12 protein-coding genes are annotated in these 12,808 nt (G+C 41.2%); 5 read left to right on the forward strand and 7 right to left on the reverse strand.

The window, feature by feature from the left end; genetic code table 11:
* Positions 1-25 precede the first annotated feature (25 nt).
* Entirely contained in the window at positions 26-2,317 is a 2,292-nt protein-coding gene (gene metE / locus C9J01_RS08055) for a 5-methyltetrahydropteroyltriglutamate--homocysteine S-methyltransferase (protein WP_107297627.1), read from the forward strand.
* Between the two features lie 66 nt (positions 2,318-2,383).
* On the opposite strand, the gene C9J01_RS08060 is transcribed toward metE, so the two are convergent.
* From C9J01_RS08060 to C9J01_RS08075, 4 genes are all read right to left on the reverse strand, one after another.
* Positions 2,384-2,632 carry a hypothetical protein gene (locus C9J01_RS08060; RefSeq protein WP_107297628.1) on the reverse strand — a complete coding sequence of 83 codons (249 nt, stop codon included), beginning with the start codon at positions 2,630-2,632 and terminating at the stop codon, positions 2,384-2,386.
* A gap of 350 nt (positions 2,633-2,982) precedes the next feature.
* Positions 2,983-3,426, reverse strand: a complete 444-nt coding sequence (locus C9J01_RS08065) for an META domain-containing protein (protein ID WP_107297946.1) — start codon at positions 3,424-3,426, stop codon at positions 2,983-2,985.
* Between the two features lie 263 nt (positions 3,427-3,689).
* On the reverse strand, positions 3,690-5,330 hold the full coding sequence (locus C9J01_RS08070) for a mechanosensitive ion channel family protein (protein ID WP_107297629.1): 1,641 nt from the start codon (positions 5,328-5,330) through the stop codon (positions 3,690-3,692).
* Positions 5,331-5,644: 314 nt separating this feature from the next.
* Positions 5,645-6,649: a phage integrase gene (locus tag C9J01_RS08075; protein ID WP_107297630.1), complete on the reverse strand. Its 1,005-nt coding sequence runs from the start codon at positions 6,647-6,649 to the stop codon at positions 5,645-5,647.
* Between the two features lie 93 nt (positions 6,650-6,742).
* Between C9J01_RS08075 and C9J01_RS08080 the strand changes: the two genes are divergently transcribed.
* The gene (locus C9J01_RS08080) at positions 6,743-7,690 is read left to right on the forward strand and encodes an HNH endonuclease (RefSeq protein WP_201797811.1); all 948 of its coding nucleotides are present in this window, start codon (positions 6,743-6,745) and stop codon (positions 7,688-7,690) included.
* Between the two features lie 14 nt (positions 7,691-7,704).
* Entirely contained in the window at positions 7,705-8,229 is a 525-nt protein-coding gene (locus tag C9J01_RS08085) for a hypothetical protein (RefSeq protein WP_107297632.1), read from the forward strand.
* A 60-nt stretch (positions 8,230-8,289) separates the two neighbouring features.
* Here the strand turns inward: C9J01_RS08085 and C9J01_RS08090 are convergent, their stop codons facing one another.
* A complete protein-coding gene (locus C9J01_RS08090) occupies positions 8,290-8,790 on the reverse strand; it encodes a hypothetical protein (RefSeq protein WP_107297633.1) in 501 nt (166 codons plus the stop codon).
* Between the two features lie 315 nt (positions 8,791-9,105).
* Here C9J01_RS08090 and C9J01_RS08095 point away from each other — a divergent pair, with 315 nt between their 5' ends.
* On the forward strand, positions 9,106-9,459 hold the full coding sequence (locus C9J01_RS08095) for a Rap1a family protein (protein ID WP_107297634.1): 354 nt from the start codon (positions 9,106-9,108) through the stop codon (positions 9,457-9,459).
* Positions 9,460-9,774: 315 nt separating this feature from the next.
* Positions 9,775-9,948, forward strand: coding sequence for a hypothetical protein (locus C9J01_RS29605; protein ID WP_158264509.1), 174 nt, complete (start codon positions 9,775-9,777; stop codon positions 9,946-9,948).
* Positions 9,949-10,055: 107 nt separating this feature from the next.
* Here C9J01_RS29605 and C9J01_RS08100 read toward each other — a convergent pair whose 3' ends face one another.
* The gene (locus tag C9J01_RS08100; RefSeq protein ID WP_107297635.1) at positions 10,056-10,904 is read right to left on the reverse strand and encodes an HNH endonuclease; all 849 of its coding nucleotides are present in this window, start codon (positions 10,902-10,904) and stop codon (positions 10,056-10,058) included.
* On the reverse strand, positions 10,897-12,807 hold the full coding sequence (locus C9J01_RS08105) for an AAA family ATPase (RefSeq protein WP_158264510.1): 1,911 nt from the start codon (positions 12,805-12,807) through the stop codon (positions 10,897-10,899). The genes C9J01_RS08100 and C9J01_RS08105 overlap by 8 nt, the downstream gene beginning before the upstream one ends.
* Position 12,808: the final 1 nt, after the last annotated feature.

Raw genomic sequence — 12,808 nt, forward strand, 5'->3', positions numbered from 1 at the left:
GAAAACGAGCATGGACGGATTAATAATGACTGTAAAAACAACGACACACATTTTGGGCTACCCGCGAATTGGTAGCCAGCGTGAACTAAAATTTGCTCAGGAAAAGTACTGGCGGGGTGAGATTTCACAGGCTGAGCTTAAGGAAGTCGGTAGTCTGCTTCGACACCGTCATTGGGGGGAACAAACCGGTGCTGGGCTTGATGTCGTCACGGTAGGTGATTTTGCGTGGTACGACCATGTTTTGGGTACCAGTATGCTGCTGGGCCATTTGCCTAAACGCCACCGTAGTGGCTTTCCGGACCTTGATACGCTTTTCCGGGTTGCTAGGGGCAAAGCACCAACAGGTTGCGCTTGTGCAGCATCAGATATGACTAAGTGGTTCAATACTAACTATCACTATATCGTCCCCGAGTTCAGCGCTGACGATGAATTTAATGTTAGTTGGCCGCAGTTGTTCGAAGAAATCGCTGAAGCGAAACAAGCAGGGCATGCAGTAAAACCGGTTCTACTGGGGCCTGTCTCTTATCTATGGTTGGGTAAAGAAAAAGAGCAAGGTTTTGATAGGCTTTCGCTCTTGCCAAGGTTATTGGCGACGTATCAGCAAATCTTAACCAAACTGGCAAAGCTCGGTGTCGATTGGGTGCAGATTGATGAACCGGTATTGGCATTGGAACTCCCCAAAGAGTGGGCCGATTCATTCAAAATTGCCTATCAGGTGCTTCATGGTGCCCCCAAACTCTTACTGACAACGTATTTTGATAACATTACTCACCAACTGGACGCGATAGTAGGGCTTAAAGTAGATGGCCTTCATGTGGATATCACTGCAGCACCAGAACAACTGGATGAAGTTGTAAAGCGCTTGCCTGAACATTGGGTTCTCTCTGCAGGCGTCGTTAATGGACGAAATGTATGGCGGGCAGATCTCGCGGCTTTGGTTGAAAGGCTGAAGCCAGTTAAAAGGTTGCTGGGTGAGCGCTTATGGTTGGCCTCTTCGTGCTCGTTGCTGCACAGTCCAATGGATCTCGATTTGGAAACCGAAATTGACCCGGAGGTACGGCAGTGGTTAGCGTTTGCTAAGCAAAAATGTCGTGAGTTGACCCTTCTAGCTCAAGCCATTGATGGCAATGATATTGCCATTGATGAATGTGTCCGGTACAGCGCCCCGATCAAAGCGCGAGCAAGCAATGCATTGGTTAACAATGAACTAGTGCGACAGCGTAGTGAAGCTATCACGGACGGTTTGGCTCAAAGAACGTTGCCTTACCAGGAGCGTGCTCGCGTTCAGCGCCAATCGCTAGGGTTGCCGCTACTGCCGACAACAACCATTGGGTCTTTCCCACAAACTAATGAAATTCGTACTCAGCGTCGGGACTTCAAAGCCGGAAGGTTGAGTGAGCAAGATTATGTTACTGCCATGCAGGGGCACATTGGTGATGCGATTGAGCGTCAGATCAAGCTCGACCTAGATGTGTTGGTCCACGGTGAGGCCGAGCGTAATGATATGGTGGAGTACTTTGCCGAGTTGCTTGAAGGGTTTGCCGCCACCCGCTTTGGTTGGGTACAGAGTTACGGCTCACGTTGCGTCAAACCAGCAGTGATTGTGTCTGATATATATCGAGCAAAGCCATTGACCGTTTCTTGGGCGCAATATGCCCAATCATTAACGGATAAGCCTGTTAAAGGCATGCTGACTGGCCCTGTGACCATCTTAGGGTGGACATTCCCACGGGAAGATCTAAGCCGGGAAGCAATTGCTAACCAGATTGCTCTGGCTTTAAGGGATGAAGTGGCAGATCTGCAAGAAACGGGGATTAAGATCATTCAGATTGATGAGCCTGCGATTCGTGAGGGTATGCCTCTGAAGGCTAGCCAGTGGCAGGATTACCTAGACTGGGCAGTTAAAGCTTTCAAGATTTCTGCCGCAAGCGCTGAGCCGCAAACACAGATCCATACCCATATGTGTTATAGCGAGTTTAACGACATGATTGAGTCAGTCGCGGCTTTGGATGCAGATGTGATCACGATTGAGACCTCACGTTCTGATATGGAATTGCTACATGCTTTCGAAGAGTTTGAATACCCGAATGAAATTGGTCCAGGCGTGTATGATATCCACTCGCCGAATATTCCAACGGTTGAGCAGATCGTTGAGTTGATTGAGAAGGCAGAAGCTAAAATTCCAGCAGAGCGTTTGTGGATCAACCCTGATTGCGGTTTGAAAACAAGGAACTGGAATGAAACAGAGGCTGCGCTTACTAATCTGGTTGAAGCAGCGAAAGTGCTGCGGCAGCAGTATCATTTGAAGGCAGTATAGTATCAGGTATTTAAGTTTGAGATAAACACTGAGTAAGCCCCTGAAAACCTCAGGGGCTTTGCATTATTACGAGCGACCTTTAATATCTTCGAAGCTAGGTTTATAGTCCGATTTAGTATATTTAGTTTTTAGCTCAGGGAAATGAGTACGCTCATTTTGGCCCTGTAGCTCTTTACTATTGGGGACATAATTGGATGGTTGGTACTCGACTTTTTGAGGTGATACTTCACTGTTGTCATTGCGGCCTTGGAGCTCGTATGCGACAGCTGAATTAGCAATAAAAAGCCCAACAATAATTAACACGATATTTTTCATAACAGCCTACCTTAGCAAAATTGAAAGGTGTACCGATTTCCTGATTACCAATTACTTGGTACATAAAGCTTAGATGATAAAAAATCGTTATTGTGATGATTTACAAAACTTTAATTTAGTATCTCATCATTAAGTTGTTATTGATAACATATTATATAGTTTTGATGAGCTGATTAGTTAAAACTAACCCATTGAAAAAGTTTATAGTTTGATGGTTTTAGCTAGAGCGGAAGATAAATGAAATGATGGCACAACATAAAACATGAAAGTTTTGTGAATTAATATTAGTGCCATAAAGCGGTATGATACTCCTGCATGAAGCAGGAGTATTGAGTCAACCGTTGGATTGCTTATTCAGCTTCGGTACGAGTGAAGGTTAACGTATGCTCAGTACCGGCTAGCGTTAGCTGGTTACCCGCTACAGTCGCGGTACTCCAGTCCATTAGCGTTGCGCTCATCACGCGCTCTAGTTCCATGGCTGGCTCTGGGCAAGCCATCATGGTCATCCCCATTTTCTCGATGCGAAGCTTACCCTCGTTAAGCTGAGCTTGACCAAAGTAACGGTTACAGCCAGCATGGCCGTTGGCACCTAGATCAGATGATAGCTGAAGGTTAGGGGCCTTGAATGGTTCGGCAAGCTCAAGTGCGTTACCGTCAACCTTATTAAGTACCCAGTTGAAAGAAGCAAGGTCAGTATTCGTAATCATAGCGGTAGTCGGCTCACTTTCAGTGTTTGATGCACAAGCGGCAAGAATCACAGGTACGGCTAAAGCTGCAAGAAAACGTTTCTTCATCATTATAAATTCCCAGAAGTCCTAATAACTGTCCAGCCAAGTATTATTCCCCTGAATACATTAGCTAGAGAATTAATTGTACGTTGTTTTTTATCTTGTTTTACAATATATATCAGATTTTGGTGTGAGGGAATATAAAAAAATCACACTAAACCCTACAATATTCAGGTTTGGTTATGTTTTAGTCCATGAAGAAAACATAAACACTAAACAAGATAGTAGTTTATACGATACAAAAAGAAAAAATGTTAAGCCTGCGTCATTTAATCTTGTTCTTTTTTTATCATATGAAGATGTACATCTTGTTGTGGGAACGGAATGGATATGCCTTCCCTGTCAAAGCGCATTTTCACTTCCCGGGTGACATCCCAGTAGACATCCCAATAGTCTTCGGTTTTGACCCAAGGTCTGACAATGAAATCTACCGAAGAGGAGTTGAGCACATGCAGTTTGATGGTTGGCTCGGGTGAGCGAAGCACCATTGGGTGATCGGCGAGAATCGCCTCAAGGACTTTTTCTGTCTTCTCTACATCGTCGCCATAGCCGATGCCAAAGACCATATCGACACGGCGCACCCTTTCGTGGGTGATATTTTTGATGGTATCACCCCAAATTTTACTGTTCGGAACGATAAGGATTTGGTTATCAAAGGTCTTGATGGTGGTACTGACCAGACTCATATGGCTCACTTTACCGGATGTACCGCCAGCTTCGACAAAATCATCCACATCGAACGGGCGGTAGATCAGCAGCATCATACCGGATGCGAAGTTAGACAGGGTGTCCTGCAAAGCAAAACCGATAATTACACCGGCAACACCGAAACCGGTTAGAACAGGGGCTAGATTCAGCCCAATTTGAGAGAGGGCAATCAAGATACCAATGCACAACACAGTGTTGCCACTAATAGAAATGAAGAAGTCCTTCATCAGCTGCGACATGCGCAAGGTCGGTGAGGAGACCGCACGGGTGACAATCCGCCGGGTGATATTCTTGAAAATCTTGAAGATAAAGATAATGACCAAGAAAACAAACAACTTGAACAGCGCCGCAGGGGTGTTCTGGGCCAACCAGTCTCGGAAGTCTTTGAGGCCATCTGAAAGGAGTGACCACAGCACCTTGATATCTAAAATCTCATTGGTCAGGTTGCCTGAGACAACAAATAACTGTTTGGTATAGTCTGTCGTGTCGATCCCCATCTTGCTAGCAAGGTCGACGATAAACTGTAACCCTTCTATATCCCCGACCACTTGTCTCTGGGCAAGAATGTATTGTAGTTGTAAGGATGCCTTTTCCTCTTCTGCAGCAGATTTGATCTGGCCCGCTAGCATGTTTTCCTGCTGGTTATCAAAGGAGAGTTTGGCTGAAAGAAATTCCAGCCGTTGCTCGATCTCTTTGATGAGTTGGGCTTTTTGCTCATCATCAGGCTTGCCCAGTAATTCCAGCCAACCAAAGTTGGCCCATTGCTCACCGAGAATAGTGTGATAGAAAGCCGTCGTTTCGTGGAGTGTTTTTTGGATGATCAGCTTCTGCTCTTGGTCGGCACTGTCTAAATCGCTTTGTAGCTTGGTGACTTGCTCGGCGAGGAAATCAATGGCGAGGGTGAGGTATTCTATCTGGTCATTAACAAAGCCTATGACTCTCGGGGTGTTCTCTTCCGTGCGGTTGTTGATCAGTTTTTGTAGTTCTGCGCGGATATCTTCGTTCTTTTTCAGCATCTGCATATCAATGATGCTTTTGGCTGTGCCTGTTTTCCCTTGGGATTCCTTATAAAGTTCAGCCATTTCCGATTCCATTTGCTCTATCTTGGCAAATTCATCAGGTTTTGGCTCCGGGGCTGGTTCTGCCTCTTCGGCAAACGAAAACAAGGAGAAGAAAAGGGTGATGATAAGTAGCCAGCGCATACAGGTCGAACTCCGAGAGATACCTACGTAACAATAAACATAGAGAGCAAACGGGGTAGTGCTGGCTTAATTTCTGGAAAGTGAGAAAGAAAAATTGGAAGGGAAGCAGGCAAAAAAAGGCCCCCTACATGAGGGGGCAATATTTACCATCGCTAGTATTAGTGATTTTTTATAAGTTCAATAAAAACAGTAATATAGATCTTTTATCAATGACTTAGATAACCCCGGATTCTGCTATTTTCAGCAATTTACGACGTGTTTTTTCTTCTCTGTCGCCACTTTGTCGCCACTTTTATTATCAATAATTTGCTTAATTACAGGCAGTTAAGAGGGTTCTTAGTGACAGCATCTTGAAGGTGATCAGGCGAGAAATGGCTGTAAACCATAGTCTGTTTTATGTCGCGATGACCAAGGATTCGCTGCAGCACCAAGATGTTTCCTCCATTCATCATAAAGTGGCTGGCGAAGGTATGGCGGAGCACATGGGTAGCTTGTCCTTTAGGGAGTTCAGGAAAGCATTTGCGTAATCGCATATAAACAGGAAAGTAGTTAACAGAGAAAAGAGGGCCATTACCAGGCTTGTGGATAGCATCGTATAGTTCGGCTGAGATAGGCACGGTACGATTACGCTTCCCTTTGGTATTGGTGAAAGTGATTTTGTACTTGGAGAGTTGAGAGCCTTTGAGGTTCGCCGCCTCCATAATGCGAGCTCCGGTAGCCAGGCACACCTTTATTACGTTGGTCATGTCTTCCGGATTGTTCTGGGTACCGACGTAATCAAGCAGGGTACGAATTTCTTCGGGGGAAAGGAAAGCAAGTTCAGATTCATCAACCCTAATTTTCTTCACATCAGCAAACGGGTTAGGTAGCGGCCATTCTTTAATACGAATAAGCTCATTGAACACAGCCTTGAGTAAAGTCAGCTCCAGGTTCTGAGTTTGGGCTGCAATAGAACGTCCATCACCCATTAGGATGTTGGTACGGTTAGCCCGGTATTCGGTGTAATCCTTCGCTTTGCATTTGGCAGCAATAGGGTTGCCCATTTGCTGGCAGATGTTCTGTAGCATCTTGAGGTACATCTTACCGGTTTTTATATTCTTGCCGTGGTAGTGATACCAAAGATCGATAAGGTCAGACAGCCGGCGCTTGTCGTCAGCAGTGCCAAGCCAAGGCTTATCTTCAGCTTCACGTAACGTGTAGCGTTCAAAAGCAGTTGCTTCACCTTTAGTCGCGAACTTCTTTCTTACTCGTTTTCCTTGTCGGCCATGAGGGTAGCATTCGCACATCCAGCTCCCATCTTTTTGTTTTCTAACCGCCATTACCCTTTACCCTGTATGTTCATACAGTTATCATATATGCAATTCCATTCAAATCAATGTCTATTGGTGCAAATAGAAACAAGGGGACATTTCATGCAGTTAGATAAAGCTGTTTACCCTAACCTTGAAGAATCACATCTAAAGCGGTTGCAGTGGGCTGCAGATCATGCAGGCGAAATTGTTCCCTGGAGTGAGCTAAATCGTAAAGACTTCATGATTGCTATGATACCGAAAGGTATCTACAAGCCTGCTGAAAGTAAGTACGCGCTTTCTGTAAAGCAAATAATTAATGGTCCTTATGCTGATAGAACTCCGGTTGATCATGGAGATGGAACTTGGACCTATTACTACTTTCAAGAAGGTCATGAGCCAAGTGAGCGTGATAAGTTTGCAACAAATAGAGGTTTGTTGAAATGCATGGAAGATAAAGTACCTGTCGCTGTAGTGATACAGCAAACTAAGAAACCACAGAAAGTGACCTACTTGGTAAAAGGGGTAGGATTAATCAGTGAGTGGAAGGATGGGTATTTTAAAATTGATGGCTTTAGTGCCCAAGGAAAAGTTAATACAGCCTACACAGATGGCCAGTACCAAACTCAGTTGGAAGGTATTGACAATAAAACAGAAGGTTATGAACCAAGCTCGACAGAAGATGGGCGTGAGAAAACTTTCCAGAGTATCTGTAAGCGAAGAGGACAAAAGCGATTTAGGAACTCGCTAATTCGTGCCTATGGTGGTGCGTGTGCAATCACTGGAACAAACGTTGAAAGTGTATTGGAAGCCGCTCATATCACCCCTTACAACGGAGAGGAATCTAACCATATTACTAATGGAATATTGTTAAGGGCAGATATCCATACTCTATGGGATTTAGGCTTAATTGCTATAGATGAATCTAACTTTACAGTGATTGTTAATGACAGCCTTATGGGGACGGTTTATGAAGAGCTTTCAACCCAAAAAATTAAACTACCAAAAGATGCTAGTGAATGGCCATCAGTTAAATGTTTGTCATATCACAGAAATGAGTTTGATTTATAGATAAGGGATTAATAATGAAGGATGATTTTTATAAAAGGGACGACATGAAGATCCTTGCTTCAGGCTGGGCTATATATATACTCGCTCTAGTTGCAGGATTAAAATTTAATCAATTGGAAGTAATGTTAATCCTATTGGTTTTTAGTTTTACTCTTATTATTAAGTCAACAATATGGTTAAATCAGCCTCATATTAAAAAAGGCTTTATGATGCTACTCAACGGAGTGGCGTTTTCAACTATTTTAGCCGTATTTGTAGCCGAACAAAAAACTGATGTTCAGATTTCGGAATTGTTAGACCCATCATATAAATTGATAATTTTGTTATCGTCAACAGCTTTTGGTGGTGCCGCAGGTGGTCTAATTGCAAGCGAAGCAATGAAATATACACCAGATAAACATGAAAAAGCAGTTTATCAATCAAGTGTTGATGTAAGCAATTTAGAAAAGAAAGTACAGATGCTATCCATATCATTAGCAGTACTTTCTCTTTTAGTTGTAAGTGGATTTGGAGTAATAATTTACTTATTAACTAGATGAAGTTTGTTAATTGTGGAAGCCTGTTTGAGTTAGGCTTCCTCATCAATTCTAATCAGGCCATTAAAGCGCGTCGCCGCCACTTTGATTCCAAGATTTAGTAAAGCCAACAGCAGAAACATCAGCTTTGAAAGAGCGGTATTCAACTTGTACAGTATCTGGTGAGTTACTAAACGCATTCATCATGAACTCTACTCCCTTGTCAGATAAGGCTGTTGTTTGAATCAGAGCCATACCGTCCGCTAATTCACAAGCTTGGTGCATATTAATCGGTTGGCCGTTTACACGAACAACGACGTTGTCAGGCGTATTTTGAGGATCGCAAGAATTATCATTAGCTATTTCTATGAAGCTTAAGTAAAGGCGTTGAGTTCCTTGCTTAGAGTGTGAGATCTCTGCACCAACAACCTTAATAGTTTCAATGTCTTCACCTTTCATCATGAATGTAAGTGTGCTCAGCGGATTTTCTTCAGTCCAAGTTACAGTACGAGTATCCCAGTCAGAAGCAAAAGAAGAACTTGTAAAGGCGCATAATAATGCCGGTAGAAGCGCTCTTTTGTTCATAAAAATTCACCTTTGTCATGTTTTGGTGAATATTAACCCTTGTGATACTAAGGCTTCAATATGCAAAGCCATACAAGAAGCCTCTCTCTTTTATGTAATTCATATGCTTAAAGCTTTTTTATGCTGTGCAATATCACGCAAATCACATGAAATCATTACTAATTCTGGCATTTCACTGCTTCTATCAAGTTAGGCTAAGGGGGCAATTATGATCAGATGGATTTTGAAAATGCTTGGTAGAAATGAAGAATGGTTAGTGTCTGAGTGTGGGCTACTTCAGGTGAGTGTTGATGGACGAGCGATATTGGTGGCGTAATGATGAAGATGATATTTTTGCTGCTTTCCATCGTTCTTTCGGCCAGCGCGCATACTCAAGAAGTTGCCTGGACAGGCATGAAAACAGACAAGCTTATTGCTATTAGTGAGCAAGGGGATAGGGGTTTTCAATATGCAATGATCTATATCCTTGGTGTTGTTGATGGTATGGAAGGGCAAAGGGCTATATACCAAGAGGCAGCTTACAGGGTTGACAATGGCACAACTAATCAAGAGATTACTAGTAAAGTGCTTGAAACCTTAAAACAATTGGGACATCGACGAGAACCCGCAGGTAAGCTCGTGATTCATGCTTATATCAAATCGTATTGTGAAGACTTCATGTATGAGTGAAAAAAATTTGCGTAACAGACTTTATCAAACTAAAGTCACTAATGAGTAAGGTTTAGTATTGCTGAACCAGTCTTTCAAATGCTAAATATATTTTTATTAATAAAGAGTACATTGCATTCCTGCCTATTTCTCTTAAGGCCTTTTACTAGCTACATATAGCGGTACGATACTCTCCGCATGATAAACCAGTATAGATAATCGATGGTATTCTTTTCGTTTGCATAATGCGAGCGTTACCATGCTGCATGAATTTCATGTGGTTACCATTTGTTGCTTTTTAGCAATATCTAATACTGTAATTTATTAGGATTAACTATGCTTATAACTATTTTAATTAGCAAAATCACGGCTGACGTTATTACAGTCATATCAGGCCTTGCTATTGGGGCAACTACATACCATGTAGTTAAAGATGCGACTGATAAAGAAACAGCCCAAGAAATAGGTAAATATGCTAGGAGAAATCTACCTCACAAAGGAGGAGAGTGATATGAACTTTTTATTATTGTCTCTTGCAATAGTTGTCGGTTATGAAATCGCAGCTGAATTAGATAAAGATTAGTTTTACCTCTAAATAAATAAGCCGCTTTCGCGGCTTATTTTTCTATATGACTCAGCTTTTCAATCAGGCTATTGTTGTACTCAACGGCATCGATAGAGTAGTGGGCTCGGCGATGGCAGTTGGGGCAAACAGCAATAACGTTCTTAGGGTGATCGGGGCCACCGTCAGCTAGGCGATGAACATGGTGCGGTTCTAGGTAAGGACCTTTCTTTGATTTAAATGGTGCATCGTCGCCACAACCTTCACATTTACCACCAGATCTTGCTAGAACATAAGCTTTCAAAGCTTCCGAACGGTAGTAGTTAACAACTTTTCTCTCAGATTCCGTAGAAGTTTTAGGTGATGTTTGAAGCGCAGCTTCTCGCAGGTCTTCCAGCGATTTCAGCTTACGAAGCTTTTTCTTAACTTCCTTGGTTGCCTTATCACTTTCAACTTCAGACGTTAGGCTAGTTGGTTCTATAACTGCTTCATCTGAGCTATTCATCATAAGGTGGAAAACAAAAGCATTACGCATATTGCCTTCGCGGTCAGGCTTCTGTTCTTCGTGATAGCCTATGCATTCGGCTTTACCGTTGTAGCGAACGTAAGCTTTCTTTACGTACTCGAAAACATGAATAATGCGGCCAGTTTTCCCACTATCACGAATAGCCTTGTTACCGCGGACCATTTCCATATCACCGACTTGGCCTTCGCCGGTGTAATGAAAAATGCCTTCTTCAGTGAAGTGGTCAGCATAGCCATGCTGCTCACCACCATCACCAGTAAAGATGAAAATGACATCGAAATCAGATGGGGTAGAGATTCCACCCTGGGCTTGGCCTTTATAAGGTCCATGAATCTCAGATTTTCGGTGATAAATTTTACCAATTTCGAAATCAGCCATAATTGCACCTTAGAATATGAGCGTAAATACTTTCACAAAGCTCACTAAGTTGTGGTGTAAGTTCCCAGTCATCTCGTTCATTCATCATTCTGGTTGCAATACGGCAAAGTTTCACTTTATCTTTTATAGTTCCACTATTACTCTCGAAGAATTTACGATCACTTGGTTGTGAAGAAACAAAGGTTTCAAGATAAGCGCCAATTCCAGTCATATTAGCGTAATCATCTTGATTAATTGCATCTAGGTTGAATTTTGATTCACCTTTAGAGTTAAAGCTATTCCATAACTCATTACAAGCTAACTTTAATATAGCTTCTGGAATGTAGTTTTCTATTTCCTTGAAATCCAATAGTTTAAAGCTATCATTAAGATCTCTTTTTAGTTCTTCAACTCTTTTACCTTTAGCTTGTATATCACCATCTGCAAGTAAAAATGCTTTTGAGCAGAGTTTTCTTGCAGAGGTAGTTTCTTCTTCATAATTTTCATCTTCACCAAAATACCAGTGTGTAATATTGCTACCTTGATATTCTGTAAAAATATAATGAAGGTCTTCTTTTAGATTTTTAAGCTTGTTTTTTTTATCATTCTCCTGAAGTTTACAAATATACTTCTTCATATACTCTCGTAAGTATAATTTGTCAGTGATTCCTTCGACCCATATAGAACAATTTGCAAGAAAAACGGATGAAGGCCTTACGCCTAAGTCATATAGCAATTCTGCTTCTTTGGATAAACTATCAATGCATGTGATGTGTTTATCATCTTCTATTTTTTGAAAAACTCTTTGAATGGATATGTCATCACGCTCTTGTACGATATCAATAATGTGATTAGAGTGCGTTGAAATGAAAAATTTATGCTCAGTTTGTGACGCGAGTGTTTCAATAAGACCGCGCTGATAACCTGCGTGTAAATGTGTTTCTGGCTCTTCAATAAAAAATAATGTAGGCCTTGGGGCTGTAAATACAGGAAAGGTAATTATAATAACTGTTTGTAAACCATCACCAAGCTCATAAATAGGACGTTCATCAGCATTTCCAATTTTGATACTTACTACATCTTTGCCTTCTATTGGACTTAAAGTAACTTTTTCATTTTTAAAGAAGTTTTTTGATAGGTAGTATTCATAATTTTCTAGCTTACTACGTTTCTCATACCCTCCCATTAGCAGTTCAACTAAATCTGAGTATATAGAGTAACCTGTGAAAATGATATTTTTAATACGATTGTTTTTTATTATATTTGATATGAATTTATTTTTTTCATTATGGCTACAACTTAAATCATAATCATCGATTGTTCTCTTTAAGTTAAGATCAATATGCTCATCATCTTCTTTCAGATTGTTTAACGGCCTAAGTCCTCTTAATATTGGCAGGTAACATTTGTTAAAGATTATTTCTATTGGTTTAATAAATTCAAATTCAATGTGTTCATCTAAATCTTTAAATATTTCCTTATAGTATGTAGACTCATCCTTTCTATTAGAGAAGCTGAGGCCTTCTCCGGCAGTCATTATGAATTCATCAATTTCTTTTTTAATATTACAAAAATGGCCGCTATCAATTGATTCAGCTGTTGAAACTGCAAGTTCGTTCAGTGTATTATGCAAATAATCTTCCGGGTTTATATAACTCTCATCCTTTATTTTTTTAATATTTTCAACCACATGGCTTTTATAAGATTCAAGTTGCAATGAATCTGAATCAATAGATAATATTTTGTTTTTGTAGATATGTCTAATAAGTCTGCTCTTGCCACTATTATTTGCACCAACAAACAAATTAACTGTTTTTAGGTTTGTCAATGATTGACTGTTTAATGATTCGTTATTAAAGTTTTCTTCTTCAAATTTGTCTATGGTAATTGCATTAATGTACTGAGAATGTTCCATTTTTTTCATA

The sequence above is a fragment of the Photobacterium rosenbergii genome, from assembly GCF_003026455.1.
GTDB classification, from domain to species: domain Bacteria; phylum Pseudomonadota; class Gammaproteobacteria; order Enterobacterales; family Vibrionaceae; genus Photobacterium; species Photobacterium rosenbergii.

Excerpts from the sequence above, each read along its gene's own strand:
- C9J01_RS08085 (WP_107297632.1), top strand. The coding sequence starts at position 7,705 with ATGAAGGATGATTTTTATAAAAGGGACGACATGAAGATCCTTGCTTCA.
- C9J01_RS08070 (WP_107297629.1), bottom strand. The coding sequence starts at position 5,330 with ATGCGCTGGCTACTTATCATCACCCTTTTCTTCTCCTTGTTTTCGTTT.
- C9J01_RS08075 (WP_107297630.1), bottom strand. The coding sequence starts at position 6,649 with ATGGCGGTTAGAAAACAAAAAGATGGGAGCTGGATGTGCGAATGCTAC.
- C9J01_RS08080 (WP_201797811.1), top strand. The coding sequence starts at position 6,743 with ATGCAGTTAGATAAAGCTGTTTACCCTAACCTTGAAGAATCACATCTA.
- C9J01_RS08060 (WP_107297628.1), bottom strand. The coding sequence starts at position 2,632 with ATGAAAAATATCGTGTTAATTATTGTTGGGCTTTTTATTGCTAATTCA.
- C9J01_RS08105 (WP_158264510.1), bottom strand. The coding sequence starts at position 12,807 with ATGAAAAAAATGGAACATTCTCAGTACATTAATGCAATTACCATAGAC.
- C9J01_RS08090 (WP_107297633.1), bottom strand. The coding sequence starts at position 8,790 with ATGAACAAAAGAGCGCTTCTACCGGCATTATTATGCGCCTTTACAAGT.
- C9J01_RS29605 (WP_158264509.1), top strand. The coding sequence starts at position 9,775 with ATGCTTATAACTATTTTAATTAGCAAAATCACGGCTGACGTTATTACA.
- C9J01_RS08065 (WP_107297946.1), bottom strand. The coding sequence starts at position 3,426 with ATGAAGAAACGTTTTCTTGCAGCTTTAGCCGTACCTGTGATTCTTGCC.
- C9J01_RS08095 (WP_107297634.1), top strand. The coding sequence starts at position 9,106 with ATGATGAAGATGATATTTTTGCTGCTTTCCATCGTTCTTTCGGCCAGC.
- C9J01_RS08100 (WP_107297635.1), bottom strand. The coding sequence starts at position 10,904 with ATGGCTGATTTCGAAATTGGTAAAATTTATCACCGAAAATCTGAGATT.
- metE (WP_107297627.1), top strand. The coding sequence starts at position 26 with ATGACTGTAAAAACAACGACACACATTTTGGGCTACCCGCGAATTGGT.